The organism is Actinopolymorpha sp. B9G3, from assembly GCF_040120725.1.
Lineage (GTDB): Bacteria > Actinomycetota > Actinomycetes > Propionibacteriales > Actinopolymorphaceae > Thermasporomyces.
Map to the genome: position 1 here is coordinate 407,732 of NZ_JBEEAB010000002.1, position 20,894 is coordinate 428,625.

General features: G+C 68.5%; 20 protein-coding genes. 11 read left to right on the plus strand and 9 right to left on the minus strand.

Features of this window, described 5'->3' with window-relative positions; all coding sequences use genetic code 11:
- Nucleotides 1-32: 32 nt before the first annotated feature.
- The 3 genes from ABNF93_RS05015 to ABNF93_RS05025 all read left to right on the plus strand — a co-directional run bounded on the left by ABNF93_RS05015 (nucleotide 33) and on the right by ABNF93_RS05025 (nucleotide 5,416).
- Nucleotides 33-734, plus strand: a complete 702-nt coding sequence (locus tag ABNF93_RS05015; protein ID WP_349326334.1) for a GntR family transcriptional regulator — start codon at nucleotides 33-35, stop codon at nucleotides 732-734.
- Nucleotide 735: 1 nt separating this feature from the next.
- The gene (locus tag ABNF93_RS05020) at nucleotides 736-4,374 is read left to right on the plus strand and encodes a hydantoinase B/oxoprolinase family protein (protein WP_349326335.1); all 3,639 of its coding nucleotides are present in this window, start codon (nucleotides 736-738) and stop codon (nucleotides 4,372-4,374) included.
- A 91-nt stretch (nucleotides 4,375-4,465) separates the two neighbouring features.
- Entirely contained in the window at nucleotides 4,466-5,416 is a 951-nt protein-coding gene (locus ABNF93_RS05025; RefSeq protein ID WP_349326336.1) for a DUF389 domain-containing protein, read from the plus strand.
- Between the two features lie 6 nt (nucleotides 5,417-5,422).
- Here the strand turns inward: ABNF93_RS05025 and ABNF93_RS05030 are convergent, their stop codons facing one another.
- From ABNF93_RS05030 to ABNF93_RS05040, 3 genes are read right to left on the minus strand one after another with little or no spacing between them, the layout of a single operon-like run.
- Entirely contained in the window at nucleotides 5,423-5,911 is a 489-nt protein-coding gene (locus ABNF93_RS05030; protein WP_349326337.1) for a WXG100-like domain-containing protein, read from the minus strand.
- A gap of 37 nt (nucleotides 5,912-5,948) precedes the next feature.
- The gene (locus ABNF93_RS05035; RefSeq protein WP_349326338.1) at nucleotides 5,949-6,284 is read right to left on the minus strand and encodes a WXG100 family type VII secretion target; all 336 of its coding nucleotides are present in this window, start codon (nucleotides 6,282-6,284) and stop codon (nucleotides 5,949-5,951) included.
- A 2-nt stretch (nucleotides 6,285-6,286) separates the two neighbouring features.
- The gene (locus ABNF93_RS05040) at nucleotides 6,287-6,763 is read right to left on the minus strand and encodes a YbaB/EbfC family nucleoid-associated protein (protein WP_349326339.1); all 477 of its coding nucleotides are present in this window, start codon (nucleotides 6,761-6,763) and stop codon (nucleotides 6,287-6,289) included.
- A gap of 173 nt (nucleotides 6,764-6,936) precedes the next feature.
- Here ABNF93_RS05040 and ABNF93_RS05045 point away from each other — a divergent pair, with 173 nt between their 5' ends.
- The 7 genes from ABNF93_RS05045 (at nucleotide 6,937) to ABNF93_RS05075 (ending at nucleotide 12,817) form a co-directional block, all read left to right on the plus strand.
- Nucleotides 6,937-7,509, plus strand: coding sequence for a DNA/RNA non-specific endonuclease (locus tag ABNF93_RS05045; protein ID WP_349326340.1), 573 nt, complete (start codon nucleotides 6,937-6,939; stop codon nucleotides 7,507-7,509).
- Between the two features lie 14 nt (nucleotides 7,510-7,523).
- Nucleotides 7,524-7,943, plus strand: a complete 420-nt coding sequence (locus ABNF93_RS05050; RefSeq protein ID WP_349326341.1) for an immunity protein YezG family protein — start codon at nucleotides 7,524-7,526, stop codon at nucleotides 7,941-7,943.
- 142 nt (nucleotides 7,944-8,085) lie between these two features.
- Nucleotides 8,086-9,858: a proline--tRNA ligase gene (locus ABNF93_RS05055; RefSeq protein WP_349326342.1), complete on the plus strand. Its 1,773-nt coding sequence runs from the start codon at nucleotides 8,086-8,088 to the stop codon at nucleotides 9,856-9,858.
- 62 nt (nucleotides 9,859-9,920) lie between these two features.
- Nucleotides 9,921-10,544, plus strand: a complete 624-nt coding sequence (locus ABNF93_RS05060) for a class I SAM-dependent methyltransferase (RefSeq protein WP_349326343.1) — start codon at nucleotides 9,921-9,923, stop codon at nucleotides 10,542-10,544.
- Between the two features lie 21 nt (nucleotides 10,545-10,565).
- Entirely contained in the window at nucleotides 10,566-11,069 is a 504-nt protein-coding gene (locus ABNF93_RS05065) for a DinB family protein (protein WP_349326344.1), read from the plus strand.
- A 126-nt stretch (nucleotides 11,070-11,195) separates the two neighbouring features.
- On the plus strand, nucleotides 11,196-11,552 hold the full coding sequence (locus ABNF93_RS05070) for a YciI family protein (protein WP_349326345.1): 357 nt from the start codon (nucleotides 11,196-11,198) through the stop codon (nucleotides 11,550-11,552).
- Entirely contained in the window at nucleotides 11,549-12,817 is a 1,269-nt protein-coding gene (locus tag ABNF93_RS05075) for an RNA polymerase sigma factor (RefSeq protein WP_349326346.1), read from the plus strand. The genes ABNF93_RS05070 and ABNF93_RS05075 overlap by 4 nt, the downstream gene beginning before the upstream one ends.
- Nucleotides 12,818-12,867: 50 nt before the next feature.
- Here the strand turns inward: ABNF93_RS05075 and ABNF93_RS05080 are convergent, their stop codons facing one another.
- Nucleotides 12,868-13,962, minus strand: coding sequence for a DUF1835 domain-containing protein (locus ABNF93_RS05080; RefSeq protein ID WP_349326347.1), 1,095 nt, complete (start codon nucleotides 13,960-13,962; stop codon nucleotides 12,868-12,870).
- Between the two features lie 380 nt (nucleotides 13,963-14,342).
- Between ABNF93_RS05080 and ABNF93_RS05085 the strand changes: the two genes are divergently transcribed.
- The gene (locus ABNF93_RS05085) at nucleotides 14,343-14,960 is read left to right on the plus strand and encodes a dihydrofolate reductase family protein (protein ID WP_349326348.1); all 618 of its coding nucleotides are present in this window, start codon (nucleotides 14,343-14,345) and stop codon (nucleotides 14,958-14,960) included.
- A gap of 86 nt (nucleotides 14,961-15,046) precedes the next feature.
- Here the strand turns inward: ABNF93_RS05085 and ABNF93_RS05090 are convergent, their stop codons facing one another.
- The 5 genes from ABNF93_RS05090 to ABNF93_RS05110 are packed head-to-tail and all read right to left on the minus strand — an operon-like array spanning nucleotide 15,047 to nucleotide 20,880.
- Nucleotides 15,047-16,834, minus strand: a complete 1,788-nt coding sequence (locus ABNF93_RS05090; protein ID WP_349326349.1) for a gamma-glutamyltransferase family protein — start codon at nucleotides 16,832-16,834, stop codon at nucleotides 15,047-15,049.
- On the minus strand, nucleotides 16,831-17,955 hold the full coding sequence (locus tag ABNF93_RS05095) for an ABC transporter ATP-binding protein (RefSeq protein ID WP_349326350.1): 1,125 nt from the start codon (nucleotides 17,953-17,955) through the stop codon (nucleotides 16,831-16,833). Before ABNF93_RS05095 ends, ABNF93_RS05090 begins: the two co-directional genes overlap by 4 nt.
- Nucleotides 17,952-19,019, minus strand: a complete 1,068-nt coding sequence (locus ABNF93_RS05100; RefSeq protein WP_349326351.1) for an ABC transporter ATP-binding protein — start codon at nucleotides 19,017-19,019, stop codon at nucleotides 17,952-17,954. The genes ABNF93_RS05095 and ABNF93_RS05100 overlap by 4 nt, the downstream gene beginning before the upstream one ends.
- On the minus strand, nucleotides 19,016-19,927 hold the full coding sequence (locus ABNF93_RS05105) for an ABC transporter permease (protein WP_349326352.1): 912 nt from the start codon (nucleotides 19,925-19,927) through the stop codon (nucleotides 19,016-19,018). Before ABNF93_RS05105 ends, ABNF93_RS05100 begins: the two co-directional genes overlap by 4 nt.
- Nucleotides 19,924-20,880 (minus strand): ABC transporter permease, encoded by a 957-nt coding sequence (locus ABNF93_RS05110; RefSeq protein WP_349326353.1) that lies wholly within the window; start codon nucleotides 20,878-20,880, stop codon nucleotides 19,924-19,926. Before ABNF93_RS05110 ends, ABNF93_RS05105 begins: the two co-directional genes overlap by 4 nt.
- Nucleotides 20,881-20,894: the final 14 nt, after the last annotated feature.

The following is a 20,894-nucleotide window of genomic DNA, read 5'->3' on the forward strand; positions in this document are numbered from 1 at the left end:
CGATTCCACAAGATCCATGGCGGAGGATGTTCATGGCGGCGAGGGTCGCGGTCGGGTCCGGACTCGAAGGCGATCGGGCTCTGCTGGGACGGACCAGCACCGCGGGCCGGGTTGCCGACATCCTCCGCGACCGGATTGCGGAGGGCTTCTTCCCGCCCGGCGACCGTCTGCCCGAAGACGAGATCGGCCGCGCGCTCGGCGTCTCCCGCAACACCCTGCGCGAGGCGTTCAGGCTGCTGACGCACGAACGCCTGCTGGTGCACGAGATGAACCGAGGCGTGTTCGTCCGTCAGCTGTCGGTCGAGGACGTGGTCGACCTGTTCCAGCTACGCCGGCTGTTGGAGTGCGCGGCGGTCCGCACGGTCGGCTCGCCATCGCCGGACCTCGGCGCGTTGCGGGACGCGGTCAAGGCGGGACGTGCGGCCGCGCGCCGTCGCGGATGGCAGGACCTCGGGACGGCGAACATCCGCTTCCACCAGGCGGTCGGCGCTCTTGCCGGCAGCGCCCGCATCGACGAGATCATGCGCGGCCTCCTTGCCGAGCTTCGTCTCGTCTTCCACGCGATGGCCGACCCGCGCCGGTTCCACGAGCCGTACCTCGCCCGCAACGTCGAGATCCTCGGCGCTCTGGAAGCCGGCAAGGGCAAGGTGGCCGAACGGCTGCTCGGGCGCTATCTCGACGACGCGCTGGCCCAGCTGCTCGACGCTTACTCCGAACGCACGAAGGGGGCCTGACATGGAGCGCGGCGCCTGGCAGTTCTGGATCGACCGGGGCGGCACGTTCACCGACGTGGTCGCACGCCGTCCGGACGGTTCGTTGCGTACCCACAAACTCCTTTCGGACAACCCGGCGCGCTATGCCGACGCCGCGGTGGAGGGGGTTCGCCGGCTGCTGGACCTGGGCCCGGGCGAACAGGTGCCCGCGGAGCTGGTCGAGTCGGTCCGGATGGGGACGACGGTCGCGACGAACTCCCTGCTCGAGCGCACCGGAGAGCGCACCGTTCTCGTCATCACCAAGGGATTCGCCGACGCGCTGCGGATCGGCTACCAGAACCGCCCGCGCATCTTCGACCGGCACATCGAGCTGCCCGACCTGCTCTACGAACGCGTGATCGAGGTCGACGAGCGGATCGCCGCCGACGGAGCCGTCCTGCGTCAACCTGACCTTGACGATCTCGCTGGACCGCTGCGACAGGCGTACGACGATGGCATCGGCGCCGTCGCGATCGTCTGCCTGCACAGCCATCTCTACCCCCAGCACGAGCAGGAGATCGCCAAGCTGGCCGAGCGGATCGGCTTCGGTCAGGTGTCGTCGTCGGCCGAGGTGAGCCCGCTGATGCGGGTGGTGCCGCGCGGTGACACGACTGTGGTCGACGCGTACCTCTCGCCAGGGCTGCGGACCTACGTCGACGAGACCGCACGCCAGCTCGCGGGCGTACGCCTGATGTTCATGCAGTCCAACGGCGGCCTGGCAGAGGCGGGGCATTTCCGCGGCAAGGACGCGATCCTGTCCGGCCCGGCAGGCGGCATCGTCGGCATGGTGCGGATGTCGCGGCTCGCCGGCTACGAGAAGGTGATCGGCTTCGACATGGGCGGCACGTCGACCGACGTGTCGCACTACGCCGGCACCTACGAACGCGTCTCCACCACGATGATCGCCGGTGTCCGGCTGCGTTCGCCGATGCTCGACATCCACACTGTCGCGGCCGGCGGTGGGTCGATCCTGCACTTCGACGGCGCCCGTTACCGGGTGGGGCCCGACTCTGCCGGCGCCGATCCCGGTCCGGCGTCCTACCGCGCCGGTGGCCCGCTCACCGTCACCGACGCCAACGTCATGCTCGGCCGGATCCAGCCGGCGTACTTCCCACAGGTCTTCGGCCCGAACGGCGACCAGCCGCTCGACGTGGCCGTCGTGCAGCAGCGGTTCGCCGAACTCGCCAAGCAGATCTCGACCCAGACCGGCGACGACCGCAGCCCCGAGCAGGTCGCCGAGGGCTACCTGCGGATCGCCGTCGCCAACATGGCCAACGCGGTCAAGAAGATCTCGGTCCAGAAGGGCCACGACGTCACCGAGTACGTGCTGACGACGTTCGGCGGGGCGGGCGCGCAGCACGCGTGCGCGGTAGCGGACTCACTCGGCATCCACACGGTGCTCGTACCTCCGATGGCGGGAGTCCTGTCGGCGTTGGGGATCGGCCTTGCCGACACGACGACGATGCGGGAACAGTCGGTCGAGTCTCGGCTCGACCACGCCGTGCTGCCGCGCCTTGCGGAAGTCGCCGACAGTTTGGCCGACGCCGCCAGCGACGAACTGCTGGACGAAGGCGTACGACCGGACCGGCTGCGGCTCCTCCGCCGGGCCCACCTGCGCTACGAGGGCACCGACACCGCACTACCGGTGACGCTCGCCAACGTGGACGAGATGGTGGCGGAGTTCGAAGCCAGCTACCGGCGTACCTACACCTATCTCATGGACCAACCGCTCACCGTGGAGGCGGTGTCGGTCGAGGCCGTCGGTCTCACCGAGCAGCCCGATCTCTCGCACGTGCGCGACGACGACTCCGGGCCCGTGCAAGACCAGGTTGACACCATCCGGATGTACGCAGGCGACCGCTGGCTCGACGCTCCGCTGCACCGCAGGGAGCATCTTCGTACGACCGACACGGTGACCGGGCCCGCGATCATCGCCGAGGCCAACGCGACCACGGTGGTCGACGAAGGCTGGGCCGCCACCGTCACCGACCACGGCCATCTGAAGGTGGAACGCGTCCGGGCGCCGGTCGAGGACGAGGAACTCGACACCGCCGTCGACCCGGTGCTGCTGGAGATCTTCAACAACCTCTTCATGAACATCGCCGAACAGATGGGCGCCCGCCTGGAGTCGACCGCGCAGTCGGTCAACATCAAGGAACGCCTGGACTTCTCCTGCGCACTCTTCGACCCCGACGGCAACCTCATCGCCAACGCGCCGCACATGCCGGTCCACCTGGGCTCGATGGGCGCGAGCGTGCAGGAGGTCATCGCCCGTCGTGGCGAGAAGATGAAGCCGGGCGACATCTACGCCGTCAACGATCCGTACCACGGCGGCACGCACCTGCCCGACGTCACGGTCGTGACGCCGGTCTACGACACGGCGGCCTCTCCTGGGGGCAGTCGCGTGCTGTTCTACGTCGCCTCACGCGGCCACCACGCCGAGATCGGTGGGCTGACTCCAGGTTCGATGCCCGCATTGAGCCGGACGGTCGACGAGGAGGGTGTGCTCTTCGACAACTGGCTGCTGGTCGACGGTGAGGGTGACAACGGACGGCCGCGGTTCCGTGAGGAGGAGACGCGCCGGCTGCTCACCGAGGCGCCCTATCCCTCGCGTAGTCCCGACACCAACATCGCCGACCTCCGTGCCCAGATCGCCGCCAGCGAGAAGGGTGTCCAGGAGGTGCGCGCGATGATCGACCACGTGGGACTGGACGTCGTACAGGCGTACATGCGACACGTGCAGGACAACGCGGAGGAGTCGGTCCGGAAGGTCATCGACACCCTCGACGGCGGCGAGTACGCCTACGAGATGGACTCGGGCGCTCTGATCAGGGTGAAGGTCTCCGTCGACCGGTCGAACCGGGAGGCGACCATCGACTTCACCGGGACGACGGCCCAACTCGACACGAACTTCAACGCGCCCGCGTCGGTGGCGAAGGCGGCGGTCCTCTACGTCTTCCGTACTCTCGTCGACGACGACATCCCGCTCAACGACGGCTGCCTGCGGCCGCTGCGCATCGTCGTGCCGGACGGTTCGATGCTCGCTCCGGAGTTCCCGGCCGCGGTCGTCGCCGGCAATGTCGAGACGTCCCAGGCGGTCACCGGCGCGCTCTACGCAGCGCTCGGCATCCAGGCGGAGGGCTCGGGAACGATGAACAACGTGACCTTCGGCAACGAGCGGCACCAGTACTACGAGACGGTCGCGTCCGGGTCGGGCGCGGGCGACGGCTTCGACGGGGCGCCGGTCGTGCAGACGCACATGACCAATTCGCGCCTGACCGATCCCGAGGTGCTCGAGTGGCGGTTCCCCGTGCTGGTGGAGAGCTTCGCGATCCGCCGGGGAAGCGGCGGTGCCGGTCGCTGGCGCGGCGGCGACGGGGCGGTCAGGCGACTGCGGTTCACCGAGGCGGTCACGGTGAGCACCTTGTCGAGCCACCGTCGGGTTGCTCCGTACGGTCTGAAGGGCGGAGAGCCAGGCGCCCTCGGACGCAACCGGCTCGAGCGGGCGGACGGGACCGTGGTGGAGATGGCCGGAGCGGACTCCGTCGACGCGGGCCCAGGCGACGTTCTCGTCGTCGAGACCCCCGCCGGTGGGGGCTACGGGCCGCCGATCGGTAATTAGCTTGCTGGGCTGGCATCCTCTGGCATCCTCGGCACCGGACGGCGGCAAGGCGGCCCGCTGAGGTTGGGATCGTCGCCCTACGATGGCCCGCGTGCTACATCTGCGGGTGACGTCACCGCCGGCGCTCACCACTGAGGTCGTGGGGTTGCTGGACAGCTGCGCCGGTGTCGCGAGCCTGTCCGTGGTTCCCGCGGCCTCGCTGCGGCCGGAGGGCGACCTGATCGCCGCCGACCTGGCGCGTGAGTCGGTCGAGGAGGTCCTCCAGGCGCTTCGGGGCATCGGCATCGACGTCTCCGGCGCGATCGCCCTCGAACCCATCGACACCATCGTGTCCGTTGCCGCCGACCGTGCCGAACGGGCCGCACCCGGCGAAGGCGCCGACGCGGTGATCTGGGAGGAGGTGGTCGAACGCACCGAGTCCGACGCCGCTCTGTCGAAGACCTTCGTGTGGTTCCTCTCCATCGCGGCGACCCTCGCGGCGATCGCGGTCATCCTCGACTCGGCCATCCTCGTCGTGGGCGCGATGGTCGTCGGGCCGGAGTTCGGGCCGCTCGCCGGTGTCGCCGTGGGCATCGTCCATCGGCGGTTCGCGCTGATCCGTACGTCCCTGGTCACGCTCGTCGTTGGCCTCGTCACGGCCGTCCTCGTCACGGCTTCTGCCTGTCTGCTCGCGGCGTGGTTCGGGTGGATCGACAGCTCGGTCCTCGCCCAGCCACGCCCGTTCACCGGGTTCATCTGGACGCCTGACCGGTGGTCGTTCGTCGTGGCGTTCATCGCCGGCACCGCGGGCATCCTGTCGCTCACGTCGGCGAAGTCCGGTGCGCTGGTCGGCGTCTTCATCTCGGTCACGACGGTGCCCGCGGTCGGCAACTTCGCGCTGGCGCTGGCGTTCGCCGACGGCGCGGAGATGGCCGGCTCGGCGAGCCAGCTGGCGATCAACATGAGCGCCATCGTGCTGGCCGGTGTTCTCACCCTGCTTGTGCAGAAGCACGGAGGGCGGAGGGTGCGCCGGCTGGTCGCTGCTCGCCGCCCGACCAGCTGACCGGACTCAGCCGATGACCTGCCAGATCGCCGACTCGAGCAGGGTCTCGATGATCGTCTTGGTGATCTGGCGGAAGATCGGGATCTGCACAAGTGAGGCGCCGAATGTCGCCACGGCGGTGGCGATCGCCTGGGCGATCGCGATGGCGAGGATCACCAGCTGGATCATGGCGTTGATCTTCAGCACCAGCACGATCGCTGCGTAGAGGAAGAGCCCGAGACCGAACCCCATGCCGGCGTTCGACGCGATGTCGAGATTCCTGGTGCCACCGTGCTCGTCCCACATCTGCTTGAACGCTTCGACCGCTGGACCCTCGTGACCCGTCCACACCTGGAGCGCGGCCTTCTCGGCGTCGGTGGAGATGCCCCCGAGGTTGCCGGAGAACTCGAGCCAGGTCTGGCCCATCTTGAACAGCTTCTCCTCATCGGCCTCGGGCCAGTTGATGCCGATCATGCCCAGCACGCCGACCAGCTCACCCGGAAGCTGGAGTCCCACTTGTGCCTACCCCCTTGTCAAATCGCCGGGCGCCCGATCAGACGGCGTCCAGGCCGTTGCCCACCTGGTTGAACATCTCCTGCCCGGCCGTCTCGTTGTCGCGGTAGGTGGCCGCCACACCGTCGAGCGCCTCGGCGTGCGAAACGAGGTCCTCCTGGAGCTCGCCGAGCTTCTCGAACGCGAGCTCCGACACCGCGTCGTGCGTCGCACCGATCAGCATGCCGAGCTCGTCGCCGCCCCAGGGTTGGCCGTAGCCGGCGATCTCATCCTGGGTCGCCCGTAGTTCGCGGCCGAGTCGCTGTGCCACCTCGTCGACGTCGCCAGCCGCACGGTTGAGTTGCGTCCAGCCGACGTCGACCTTTTCTCCTGCCATGGCTAGCCCCTGTCATCCCGGTCGAGCCGGTCCTGCACGTCGGCGATGGCGGTCAGGTAACGCTGCATCTGGGCCACTGACTGGTTCTGGAACTCCTGCAGGCGTTCCATCAGCTGTTGCTGGTCGGGTACGTCAGGCAGTGCGGCGGAAAGGCGCTGTTGGAGATCTTCCAGCGCGGCGTTCGCGGCGGTCAGGAATGCCTCGGCAAGCGATGCGGAGTCCGAGCGCAGCGCCCGCGGGTTCAGCTCGACCGACTCGAGCCGCCCGCCGGGCTTCGCGGTGACCCGGACGTGGCCGTCGAGCGCTTCACCGACTCCGCGGACCTGTTCTGTACGTTCGTCACTCTCGTCGTCCTGCTCGACGATCGGTCGCAGGGCGGCGAGTGACTCGCTGAAGAGCCGGTCGAAATCGCTCGCGCTGACGTCCGCCATCGCAGTACCCCCGATCGTGTGCGACACCAGCCATGCCGGCCTCGTCATGGCTTCTACGAGGGTAACCAAGGCGTGATCGTTTCGGTACCGCAACCCTGTGAACAAGTTTCACGTGATCGCCTTCTTAGCATAAATTGTCCGCAGACCCGATGACGGGAGGGCCTGTTGTGGCACGGGTGCGAGGCGGGGCGCGCGGATCTACCAAGATCGCACGCGCGATCGTGCGGAAGCTGGAGAAGATGTCTGGGCATCGGCCCAGAGTGCATGTGGAGGGCGCGGGGCGCTCCCGCAACTGGAATCCGAACATCATGCGCTACCGGCAGCACAGGAGAATCCACAACCGGTGGAAGCCCAACGAGATCCATCACGTCTACAACCCGCGTGCGGGCAGCAACTACGTCTACATGACCGACGGGCGCGGGCGAGTCAGCCGTGCCGAAGGGCGGTTGGTCTTGAACAAGGGCTCGCGGCACCGGCGCCAGCAGCAGATGGCGGGAACCGGCGTGGGGCGCCCTGGTGACCACGGTGGTCACCTGTTCGGAACCCGGTTCGGTGGCGCCGGTGAAGGCATCAACATGGTCCCGATGACCGGACGACTCAACAGTGGCGGTCGCTGGCAGGCTATGGAGGACCAATGGGAACGCGAGCTGCTCGCCGGCAACCAGGTGGACGTTAAGATCGTCCCGAAGTACCAGGGCGACGGGGAACGGCCTGATTGGTTCAAAGTGACCCATACCGTCACCGAGCCAAACGGAGGTTCGCGTACGGTGACGCAAGTGTTCGCGAACCGCTGAGAGGATGAGGGTTGGTGGCGGACCACAACGGTCACGGCGAGCTCTTTCAGGCAATCGGCCAGGCGCTCGTCGATGAACTCCCGGACGAGTGGGAGTCTGTGGACGTCGAGTGCGAGATGATCGACTTCTCGTCCCGCTTCGCCTGCGCCTACACGGCAGCGGGTGGGGACTTGGTTGCCTTCGAGGTGCCCGACGAGCTCTATCCCCTCTTCACGGAGCTTCGCGGCGAGATGTACGAACCCGGCAAGGGAGCTTGGTACAAGGCCCGGTTCCAGATGGACAGCAGCGGGAAGTTCGGCGTCGACTTCGACTACGACTCCAAGCCCAACCTCACCGGTGTCCTCGATGAGGACTATCTGGAGGATCTCGAGAAGTACCCCCGTGATCGGGAGCTCATCCCAGCCTGGATGCCGAGACCCGCCGACACGCCCTAACCCGGTGTCAGCGAGCTCCCAGCGCAGTCCTCTGGGTGCGGCACGAGGGAAACCCGTGGCGTGCTGCCGCCATGGTGTCGGTATCCTCGGCAGGATCTGTCACATGGCGATGACGCCATGAGCCCACTGAGGGGAAAATGCCGTGATCCTGCGGATGTCGACGCTGTTCCTTCGCACGCTACGCGAGGATCCGGCGGACGCCGAGGTACCGAGCCACCGACTGCTGGTGCGCGCAGGCTACATCCGCCGGACTGCGCCGGGCATCTACTCCTGGCTGCCGCTCGGCTGGCGTACCTACCTCAACGTCGAGCGGATCGTGCGGGAGGAGATGGACGCCGCTGGCTTTCAGGAGATCCACCTGCCGGCGCTGCTGCCACGGGAGCCGTACGAACGGACCGGCCGCTGGACCGAGTACGGCGATCTCCTCTTTCGGCTGCGCGACCGCAAGGGCAACGACATGCTGCTCGGCCCGACCCATGAGGAGATCTTCACCCTGCTGGTGAAGGACCTCTACTCGTCCTACAAAGACCTTCCGCTGTCGATCTACCAGATCCAGTGGAAGTTCCGCGACGAGGCGCGGCCCCGGGCCGGGATCCTGCGCGGGCGGGAGTTCTCGATGAAGGACTCCTATTCGTTCGACATCGACGACGCGGGGCTGCAGACGTCGTACGACAAGCATCGTGTGGCCTACCAGCAGACCTTCGACCGGCTCGGCCTCGACTACGTCATCGTCTCGGCCATGTCGGGGGCGATGGGTGGCTCGCTCAGCGAGGAGTTCCTGTCGCCGTGCGAGGTGGGCGAGGACACCTACGTCCGGTGCACCTCGTGCGACTACGCGAGCAACACAGAGGCCGTCGGCGTCCCGGTGCCTGAGGCCCTCGCCTACGCCGACGCGCCCGCCGCCCACGTCGAGGACACTCCCGACACGCCGACGATCGACTCGCTCGTCGACTACCTCAACTCCCAGCCGCACCTGCGGCGGGAGGACCGGCCGTGGCAGGCGTCCGACACGTTGAAGAACGTCATCGTCAAGGTCGTCCACCCCGGCGGTGACTCCGAGCTGCTCGCGGTCGGCGTCCCGGGCGACCGCGACGTCGACGAGAAGCGGCTCGGCGCCCAGGTCTATCCGTCCGCCCTCGCCGCGGCGACGGACGAGGACTTCGCCGCCTACCCTGGGCTGGTCCGGGGCTACATCGGACCGGAGGCGCTGGGCGAGACCAAGACCGCCAAGGTGCGTTACCTGCTCGACCCACGCGTGGTCCCGGGCACCCGCTGGGTCACCGGCGCCAACGAACCCGACAAGCACGTGGTCGATCTCGTTGCCGGTCGCGACTTCGACGGCGACGGCACCGTCCTCGCCGCCGAGGTCCGCGCGGGCGATCCGTGTCCACGGTGCGGCAGGCCGCTGGCGATGGCCCGCGGGATCGAGATCGGGCACATCTTCGCGCTCGGGACCAAGTACGCCGAGGCGCTCGACCTCAAAGTCCTCGACGAGCACGGCAAGCAGGTCGTCGTCACGATGGGGTGCTACGGCCTCGGCGTCAGCCGGGCGCTCGCGGCGATCGCGGAGAACAACCACGATGCCAAGGGGCTCATCTGGCCGCGCGAGATCAGCCCGGCCGACGTGCACATCGTGGCGACCGGCAAGACCGACGCACCGTTCGAGGTGGCCGAACGACTTGCCGCCGACCTGGATGCGAAGGGCATCCGGGTGCTGCTCGACGACCGGCGCGCGGCCAGCCCGGGAGAGAAGTTCAACGACGCCGACCTGATCGGCATACCCACGATCGTGACCTGCGGTCGCAGGATCGTCGACGGCAAGGTCGAGATCAAGGACCGGCGAACCAGCGAGCGGATCGACCTGCCGATCGACGATGTGGTCGACCACCTGGTCGAGGTCTGCGCAGAGTCCTGATCCTCTGCAACCGGACGGAAAATCCATCGGCGATCGGTGCGATCCCGGTTAGCGTCGGGCCGATGGGACCCAACTCCGAGGAAGTCGTCGAAGCCGGCTATGACGAGATCGCTGCGCGGTATCTGGACTGGATCAACCAGGTCGAGGACGACCCGCGCCTGCGTTACCTCAACGATGTCCTGACGCTCTTTCCGACTCGGCCTGCCGCTCTCGATCTCGGTTGCGGAGCCGGTGTGCCCTGCACGGCCTTGCTCGCCGAACGCGGTGACGCAGTAGGAGTCGACATATCCGCCGCCCAGCTCGAACTGGCCCGCCGCAACGTTCCCAAGGCCCGGTTCATCAAGTCCAGCATGTCCACGGTCACATTCGCGCCCGCCAGCTTCGACCTGGTGACCGCCTTCTACTCGATTCCCCACGTCCCGCGTACCCAGCACGCAGACCTGCTCCAGCGCATCGCGGAGTGGCTGCGACCCGGCGGCCACCTCCTCGCCAGCCTCGGCCACCGAGACCATGACGTCATCCATGACATGCTTGGTGCACCGATGGTCAGCAGCAGCTACGGGGCCGCAACCAACCGTCGCATGCTCCTCGACACCGGACTCACCCTCCTGACCGACGAGATCGTCACCTGGCATGGCGGCCATGTGACCTACCAGTGGGTGATCGCCAGCAAACCCCACCCCTGAACGCCACGCGGAGCCCTGCTTATGTACCCAGAGCTCGACGCCGATGAGCGCACGACGCTCGGCCAGTTCCTCGATCAGTATCGTCGCCGGGCACTCTCGCGACTCGAACGGCTCTCGGACGCGCAGGCGCGAACGAAGAGTTTGCCGGCTACAGACCTGACGCCCGGTGGGGTCGTGAAGCATCTCGCGCACATGGAGGATCACTGGTTCATTGCACGGATCGGAGGAGGCGAACTTCCTGAGCCGTGGGCGTCTGCGCCGATTGACACCCAGCCGCGGTGGGCCTTCGAGTCGGCGGAAAGCGACACAGTCGAGGAGCTTTCCGCGCTGTACCGGGCGGCCTGCGCCCGTAGTCGTCAGGTCGCCAGCCGACTTCCCACACTCGACACCACCGCGCCCCGCCCCTCGTTCGGTAAGGGCCCCGTGACACTTCGCTGGGTCATGGTGCACATGCTCGAGGAGACTGCGTGCCACACGGGCCATCTCGACCTGCTCACCGATGCCATCACCGCGCAGGCTCCGTAACCACTCGCGATCCGGTGGCAACGCAACGTGACTCTCGACGTATTCTCCTACAGTTTGTCGAATCCACGTCAGTCGTCCGACGTAGAGGCGTACGGACCAAGCGCACCTGCTGGAAGGAGAGCCGCCATGGCTCAGTACGCGGTTCTGATCTACGCGAACGACTCCGCCCACGCTCCGGAGGCCACGCCTGCTGACACCGGGTCCTGTGACCAGCACGCACAGGAGTTGGTGGCCGCGAACTCGATGGTGATGGCCTACGCCTTGACCCCTCGGGACATGGCGACGTCGATTCGTGCCGACTCGATCACCGATGGCCCGTTCATCGATTCCAAGGAAATCGTTGCCGGCTTCTACATCATCGAGGCGCCGGATCTGGACGCGGCCCTGGCAATCGCCGGCACCAACCCAGCGATTCGCGAGGGTGGCGGAGTGGAGGTGCGGCCCGTTCACAGTGGTGGCGTCGTGGAGCGTACGACCGAATGACGGACCGTGCAGCGGTCGAATCGGCGATCGTCGACGCGCACCGTCGTGAGTGGGCCCTTGTGGTCGCCGCGACGGTGCGCGTTGCACGAGAGTTGGACCTCGCCGAGGAGTGCGTGCAGGAGGCGTACGCGGCCGCGTTGGAGAGCTGGACTCGCGAGGGCATTCCGAACAACCCGGCGGCCTGGCTCACGACTGCGGCGAAACGGCGTGCGATGGACGCCCTCCGGCGGGATCAGACGTTCCGCTCGAAGTTGCCGTTGCTGGTCGAACCCGACGTCTCGGTCGAGGACACTGCCATGGACGAGCTGCAAAGGGAAAGCGAAGATCCAGAAGACGTCGTTCCGGATGAACGGCTGCGCCTGATCTTCACGTGTTGCCATCCGGCACTTGCGCAGGAGGCACAGGTTGCCCTCACCCTGCGATTGGTGTGCGGGGTGACGACGCCGGAAATCGCGCGCGCATTTCTCGTTTCCGAGCCGACGATGGCCGCTCGAATCACCCGAGCCAAGAAGAAGATCAGTGGAGCCCGAATTCCTTATCGCGTGCCGCGGTCAGCCGAGCTGCCTGACAGATTGGGGGCGGTGCTCGGCGTGATCCATCTGCTGTTCACGACCGGGCACACCGCGCCGTCCGGAGCGGCGTTGGTGAAGGCCGATCTGGTTGACCTCGCGCTGCACCTGACCCGGATGCTGCGCGAGCTGATGCCCGACGAGCCGGAGGTGCGAGGACTGCTCGCGCTGTTGTTGGTCATCGACGCACGACGCTTCACCCGGGTTTCCGGGAACGGACGGCTGTTGCGGTTGGAGGAGCAGGACCGATCGCTGTGGGATCGAGCGGCTATCGCCGAAGCCCACGATCTGATCGTCGGTGCACTACGTAGCGGCCAGCCGGGGCGCTATGTCCTGCAGGCCGCGATTGCCTCCCTCTACGCCGAGGCGCCGTCGTACGACGAAACCGACTGGTCGCAGATCGTTGCCCTCTACGACAAGCTGCTCGACGTGTGGCCGTCACCCGTTGTCGGGTTGAATCGGGCCGTCCCCCTGTCCAAGGTCTCCGGTCCGGAGGCTGCGCTGGCAGAGGTGGAAGCGTTGGAGAGCGCCGGGCAACTCGCCGGATACCAGTACCTACCAGCGGTCAAGGCAGACCTGCTCGTACGACTCGGTCGTCTCCCACAGGCCGCTGAGGCATACCAACGGGCGCTGGAACTGACCGAGAACAACGCCGAGCGCGAGTTTCTGTCGGAGCGACTGAGGTCTGTCCAGTGACGTGATCGACCCGTTTCGAGTGGCCGGTGGAGCAGCGCGCCATCCTCGAGTCAAGGCTGGGCCAGGATGATCTCCCGGCGTTCGTCGTAGCGCCAGGCGGTCTCGGCGTCGGTCAGGTGGACGCCACCGATCCAGCGGTCGATGCCGTTGTACGCAAGCTGGTCGGCACGCCCGGCGAGGACCTCGTGCCCGGCGTCGGTCAACTCGACCGTACGCCTGGCAAAGTCCGCACCCTCACCAAGCGCAAGGAGAGGTTGACGCCCCGATGCGAGGCCGCGCATGATCGCGAAACAGGGCCAGTCGCCGAGGTACGGTCGGCGTTCCCGGCGCCCCACCTCGGCGAATGCGGCGCCGGCGTTCTCGGCGCCGTCCTCGACGGCGAGCAGGATCCGCCGCTGCGTAAGGGAAAGCCCATCCGTAAGAGCCGGGTACTCCTGCATGAGTCGGCCGAACGCCTCACCCAGGTAGCGCAGGACCGGCGACTCGATGCGCGCGACGCGCGCAAGCCCTGACGGATTCGGTGAGGTGAACGCATCCCACGCCGTGGCGGCGATGTCCAGCGCCTCCTGCGTGACGGTGATCTCGTCCTCGCGGAGCCGAAGAAGATCGGCGGCCTGAAGCTGCCCGAGACCCCCGAAATGCGCGATTCCGGGAAACTCGCCCGCTGATACGAGTGAGATCCGCTCAGGTGCGACGCCGAGCCGGCGCAGCCGGGCGAGGACCTCGATGAGCTGCAGCTGGTCGTACAGATCGGCCTCGAACCACAACACCAGCTGATCGTTTGCATGGTCGGCGAGCTGCTGGTCGCGGTCCTCGAAGCCACGGAGGATGTCCGGGAGGTCGCCCCAGTCCTCGCCGGCGATGAACTCCGCCCGTACCCTGCGCAGTTCGGCGTCGGCGAGCCCGCTCGGCACCGGGCCTTCGTGGAGGACGTCGCGCCACGGCAGGATCGGTTCCACGATCCCGGCAGCGCGCAGGGGCGCCACCGTGGCGTCGCCGTTGGTGACGTGCAGGACGCCCGAGCGGTTGTCAACCTGGGCTTGCGCTTGGTGAGTGTGGAGGTGGGCCCGGGCGGTGGCGTAACTCTCGCCGGTCTTCGCCATCCGGGCGCGAACGCGTTGTTTGAAGGCAGATTCTCTGGTCATGTCGCCTGTCTCCTCCGATGACCCTGCACCGAGCTTCCCCCAGCGAAGTCGGGCATGGTCGCGGTGACAGGTGACCATGATCCACACCGAGGTCGGTTCCCCTTTGCCCCCTGAGGCGATCCCGCTGGGGAGGATCTGAGGAGGTTCGGCGTGGGTGGCTCGCCAGAGGTCAGCATAGACGAAGTCGCGCGAGGGATCCTCGGGCGTACGACCTCATTCGTCCGTCACTCGTCCGCCGGGCGATGTCGAGGGTCGGGCCGCGGAACCGACCTCTTGGTGATGGACCACCTGGTCCGCACCGAGCGAGCCTGGGTTCACCACACCGGGATTGCCGCTCGTTGATTCACCGCACACTGGTTCACCGCACAGAGGAGGAGACGATGACCACAGTCACGGCGGACCTGGCGATGTCGCTGGACGGGTTCATCGCCGGACCGAACGCCGGGGTGGGCAACCCGGCGGGCGACAGCGGCGAATGGCTGCACGCGTGGTTCGCCGGACTGGCGAGCTGGCGGGAGCGGCAGGGTCTCGCCGGCGGCGCCCACAATCGAGGCTCGGAGATCATCGGCGAGTGGTTCGACGCGACGGGCGCGGTGGTCATGGGCCGGACGATGTTCGACACGGGTGAGGTGCCGTGGGGTGAGGACCCGGTGTTCAAGGCACCGGTGTTCGTCCTCACGCACCGGCCGCGCCCCGTCCTCGTCAGACAAGGGGGTACGACCTTCACCTTCGTCACGGACGGCATCGAGAGTGCCCTCGATCAGGCCCGTACCGCTGCCGGTAACCGCAACGTGGACATCGCCGGTGGCGCCGCCACCGTGCAGCAGTTCCTCGAGGCCGGCCTGCTTGACGAGCTGCAGGTGCACGTGGTGCCGGTGCTGTTCGGCCAGGGTGTCCGACTGTTCGACCGGCTGCAACCCAGCCTGGTGGAGCTCGAGAAAGTACGAGTCGTCGACACCGCCGACGTCACCCACCTGAAGTACCGCCTCCGCAGGTGAACCGGCAACTGGCGCCGGCAACTGGCGCCGGCAACCGGCGCCGGCAACCGGCGCCGGCAACTGGCGCCGGTGGTGCGGGCGGGGCGTCAGCGGCCGACGGCGTAGTTCTGCATCGACCGCGGGTTGGCGCCCGCCGCCACCACACCCGTGTCCGGGTCGCGCGTCACCGCGCACAGCCTGCCGAGACTCCACGGGCCGGAGCGGGTGACCACGTGGCCGCGGCGTTCGAGTCCGGCGATCACGGAGTCGCCGAGCCGGTCTTCGACCACGAGGCTCCGCGGTTCCATCGTGCGCGGGTAGAACGAACCGAGGAAGCTCGCCGTATGCCACGCCGGCGCGTCGATCGCCTCCTGCAACGACATCCCGCCCGCGAGGTGGCGCAGCAGGAACAGCAGTTGCCACTGGTCCTGCTGGTCACCGCCGGGTGAGCCGCAGGCGAGGACCGGACGACCTTCCCGCATGACCAGCGTGGGGGAGAGCGTGGTCCGCGGGCGCTTGCCGGGCGCCAGCGACGACGGCAGCCCCTCTTCCAGCCAGAACATCTGCGCGCGCGTACCAAGGCAGAAGCCGAGCTCGGGAATCGTCGGCGAGCTCTGCAGCCAGCCACCGCTCGGCGTCGCCGAGATCATGTTGCCCCACCGGTCGACGACATCGACGTGGCAGGTGTCACCGCGGGTACGTCCGGTCGCACCGACGGTCGGTTCGCCAATGGTGCCGCTGAGGTCCTGGCCAGAACCACGTCGTCCCGCGTACGCCTGCGGCAGGCGAGGCGTGCGGCCCTGCGGCGTGCCGGGGCGGAGCTCGTCGGAGGCGAGGGCCCCGACCAGGCTCGCCCGCTGCCGGGCGTACGGCTTCGTCAGCAGGGCAGGAAGCGCGGAGTCGAGCACGTCGCCGTACCACGCCTCCCGGTCGGCCATCGCGAGCTTCATCACCTCGGTGACGAAGTGGACGCCGCGTTCGGTACCGAGGTCGAGCTCGCCGGGTTCACCCAGCGCATCGAGAATCGCCAACGCCTGGAGGAGAACCGGCCCCTGGCCCCAGGCCGGCGTCTTCGCGACGGTCAGGTCATTCCACTCCATGGTGGTGGCGAGCTCCCAGTTGGCCGACCACGTGGCGAGGTCGTGGCCGGTCACGAGGCCGCTGTGGTCACGTCCGCTGGAGTCCCGGAACGGCCGCTGTGAGAACACGTCGATCGCCTCCGCCACGAAGCCCTGCCGCCACGCGTCGCGGGCGCCCTCGATCTGCGCCTCCCGGTTCGTACCCGCCGCCTCCGCTTCGTCGACCAGGCGTTCGAGAGTGGAGGCGTACGCCGGATTGGCGAACAACGCATGCGCCTGCGGCAGCTCGCCGCCCTGGAGCCACAGCTCCGCCGACGTGTGCCAGTGCTCGCGGAACAGTTCCTCGACGGACCCGACCGTCGCGGCGGCCCCGGCGGCGAGCGGATGTCCAGCCTTCGCGTAGCCGATCGCTGGCTCCAGGACGTCGCGCAGCGGCCAGGTGCCGTGGTCGCGCAGGAGTAGCAGCCACGCGTCGACAGCGCCCGGGATCGTCGCCGCCAGCGGCCCGGAACCCGGCACCAGGTCGAGCCCGAGGTCGTGGAAGTGCGCAATCGTCGCACCGCCGGGGGCGACACCCTGCCCGCACAACACTTTCGGAATGTGGTCGTCCGCGGTCGCGACGATGGCCGGCACCTCGCCGCCGGGACCGTTGAGGTGCGGCTCGACGACATGGAGCACGAAACCGGCACAGGTCGCCGCGTCGAAGGCGTTGCCGCCACGTTCGAGTACGCCCATCGCCGACTGGGAGGCGAGCCAGTGCGTCGCGGCCACCATGCCGAACGTGCCGCGCAGCGTCGGTCGGGTCGTGAACGTCATGGGGACTCCTCCTGGCGTAGGGATGCGGCGTTCTCGGATCCGGCGCTGGAGCCGGTGCTGGAGCCGGTGCCGGTGCCCGCGGCGTCGCGGATGTCCGGGCCGCTCCCGTCGTCGCCGACCAGATGGCAGGCGACCCGGCGCCCCGTGACCTCGCGGAGCGGCGGCACCTCCACCGAGCACCGCGCGACGGCGACCGGGCACCGCGTGTGGAACCTGCACCCCGGCGGCGGATCCACCGCGGACGGGATGTCACCGGACAGGACGACGCGGGTACGGCTGCGTTGGCGCCCCGGGTCTGGCACGGGCGCCGCCGAGAGCAACGCCTGGGTGTACGGATGTCTGGGCGCGGCGAAGATCGCCGCACTCGGACCGTGTTCGACGAGCTGGCCGAGGTACATCACGGCCACGTCGTCAGCGAGGTACTCAACGGCTGCGAGGTTGTGGGTGATGAACAGGCACGCGAACCCGAGGTCGCGTTGCAGGTCCGTGAGCAGGTTGAGCACGGACGCCTGGACCGACACGTCGAGTGCACTCGTGGGTTCGTCGGCGACGAGCAGCGACGGTGAGGACGCCAGAGCCCTGGCGATGCTCACGCGTTGCCGCTGGCCGCCGGACAACTCGTGTGGATAACGGTGTGCCAGCTCCGGCCGCAGCCCGACCCGGCGGAGCGCCTCGGCGGTGATCTCCTCACGCTCGGCTTTCGACCGCGCGAGCCGCAGGAGACGCAACGGTTCACCCACGATGGCGCCCACCGACAGCCGTGGGTCCAGGGAGCTGGCGGGATCCTGGAAGACGATCGCGACGTCGCGCCGGTGGGGGCGCAGACCACGCCGGCTGAGACCGGTGATGTCGGTCCCGTGCAGCCGGACCGTGCCGGAGGTGGGTTCGAGCAGGCGTACGACGCACCGCCCGACGGTGGACTTGCCCGACCCGGACTCACCGACGAGGGCGACGACCGAGCCGCGGCGGATGGTGAGGGACACGCCGTCGACGGCACGGACCGGGCCGAAGTGCATGACCAGGTCCTCGAGTTCGAGGACGAACGCGCCGTCGGCCGAACCGGCACTGCCGGCTGGAATCGCGTTGCCCACTTGGCCCTTCTCGCTCGTGGCCCGGTTCATGTCGTCGCCTCCGCCTGCTCGTGGCCGGGGACCGTCACAGGAACGGGATGCCAGCAGGCGACCTGGTGATCGTGCCGGGCGCCGGGTGACTCCGCGAGCGTGGGCTGGCTGGACCGGCAGAGGTCGTCGGCACCTGGGCACCGGTCGGCGAACGTACACCGGTCGGGCGGCGCCTCCAGGACCGGGACGAGCCCGGGGATCTCCTGGAGCCGATGGTCTCCCTCGCCCCGGCGGGCGGTCGGGATCGCACCGAGCAGCGCCGTCGTGTAGTGGTGTCGTGGCCGGGCGAAGAGTTCCTCGACCCGCGCCTGTTCGACGACTCGTCCGGCGTACATCACGACCACGCGGTCAGCGATGTCGGCCACCACCCCGAGGTCGTGGGTGATGAGCAGGACGGAGGTGCCGAGCCGGTCGCGCAGGTCGCGGATCACGTCGAGGATCCCGGCCTGGACGGTCACGTCGAGTGCGGTCGTTGGCTCATCGGCGACCAGCAGGGTCGGGTCGCAGGCCACCGCCATCGCGATCACCACCCGCTGCCGCATGCCGCCGGAGAGCTGGTGTGGATACTCGTCGACCCGGCGTTCGGGGGAAGGAATCCCCACCAGGGCGAGGAGTTCGACCGCCCGCGCCCGCGCTGCGGCGCGGCTGAGCTTCTGATGCACGTGCAGGACCTCGGTGATCTGCCGGCCGACGGTGAGCACCGGGTTGAGCGAGGTCATCGGCTCCTGGAAGACGTAGGCGATGTCGCGCCCCCGCAGCGGGCGTAGCACCCGCTCGGGCGCGCCCACCAGCTCCTGGTCGCGGAGCCGGACCGACCCCTCGATCTCGGCGGTGCAGGGCAGCAGGCCGGCAAGGCCCAGCGCGGTGACGCTCTTGCCGCAGCCCGACTCACCCACCACGGCGACGATCTCGCCCGCGCCGACGTCGAGGTCCACCCGGTCGACGGCCGACACCACACTGTCCTCGGTGCTGAAGCGGACGGAGAAGTCGCGGACGGTCAGCACCTTCGTCGCGTCGGCCGGCGAGGCGGGCGGCGGCGGGGGAACGGATGGCAACGCGGTCACCGGCGGTTCGCCCTCCTGGCAGACGTCTGCGGGTCGAGGGCGTCGCGAAGACCGTCTCCGAAGAGGTTGAACGCCAGCGCCACGACCATGATCGCCACCCCGGGGATGATGGCCGTCCACGGTGCCCGCGCGGCGTACTGCTGGGCGTCGGCCAGCATCGTCCCCAGGCTCGGCTGCGGCGGCCGGATGCCCAGGCCGAGGAAGGACAGCACCGCCTCGCCGAGGATCGCGACCGGGATCGCGACGGTCGCCTGCACGATGATCGCCGAGGTCGCGTTGGGCAGGATGTGCCGGACCAGCACCCACGCGTCGCTCGCCGACGACACCACCGCCGCCGCCACGAAGTCGAGCGACTTGAGCCGGAGCGTCTCGCTGCGCACGACTCTCACCATGCCAGGAATCTGCGCGATCCCGATGGACACGGCGGCGTTCGTGAGACTCGGCCCGCGAATGGCCGCCAGGCCGACCGCGAGGATGAGGAACGGGAACGCCAGCACGAGGTCGGTGAACCGCGAGATGACCGCGTCGAGGGTGGGGGAGTACCCGGCGGCCAGGCCGAACGGCACCCCGGCCGCGAGCGCGACGGCGACGGCGAGCACGCTCGCCTGCAGCGAGGACTGAAGGCCGAAGAGGATGCGGGAGAAGATGTCCCGGCCGAGGTCGTCGGTCCCGAGCAGGTACCCGGCCGAGCCAGGTGGAGTGAACGCCGCGTCGAAGTGCGTCTCGTCCGGGGCGTAGGGCGCGAGCAGCCCGGCGAGCAACGCACCCAGCAGAGCCACCGTGAGCACGGCGAACCCGGTGAGCGCCAGTGGGTTGCGCATTAGTCGCCGCACCAGGCGCCGCCCGCGCGGCGGCCGAGGTCCCGCCTGCTGGACGTCCGGGGTGAGCGCCACGTCGCCGCCGCTCATCCTTCCCGCCCCCGGACCCGGATCCGCGGGTCGATCACCGAGTAGAGCAGGTCGACCAGGAGGTTGATCACGATGTACGCCGTCGCGGTGACCAGCACGACCGCCTGGATGACGGGATAGTCGCGCTGGAACACGGCGTCGATGGTGAGCTTGCCGAAGCCCGGCAGTCCGAAGATCCGTTCGGTGACGACGGCGCCGGAGATGAGGGCGCCCAACTGGAGGCCGACGATCGTGACGACCACGATCAGGCTGTTCCGCAGCGCGTGCCGGATGATGACCGTGTGGGTGGGCAACCCCTTCGCCCGTGCGGTGCGTACGTAGTCGGTCGACAACGCCTCCAGCATCGACGACCGCGTCTGTCGCATGATGACCGCCGCCAGACCGGTGCCGATGACGAACGCCGGCAGCACGAGATGGTGGAGGTTCGCCACCGGATCCTCGGTGAAGGGAACGAATCCCGAGGCGGGGAACAGCCGGACGGCCACCGCGAGATACAGGATCGCGATCAGCCCGAGCCAGAAGTTCGGGATCGACAGCCCGGCAAGGGCCGCGCCGTTCGCGACCCACTCGGTGAACCTCCCCCGGCGGACCGCGGCCGCGACCCCGGCGGCGATGCCCACCAGGGCCGCGATCGCGAGAGCGAAGATCGACAGCTCCAGCGTGACCGGCAACGCCGTGGCGAGCATGTCGGTGACCGGAGTGTCGGTACGAATGGACGTACCGAGATCACCCCGGACACTGTTGGCGACGAACCGCCAGTACTGCACGGGAAGCGCGTCGTCGAGGCCGTACTTCGCCCGGATCGCCGCCAGGGAAGCGGGATCGCGTTCCTCGCCGGCGAGGGCGAGGGCCGGATCCCCAGGCAGAGCACGCATCCCGACGAACACCACGACCGTGGCGAGTACCAGCGTCACCACCGACTGCCACAACCGGTGCAGGAGATAGGCGCCCATCGGTTCCTGACGTC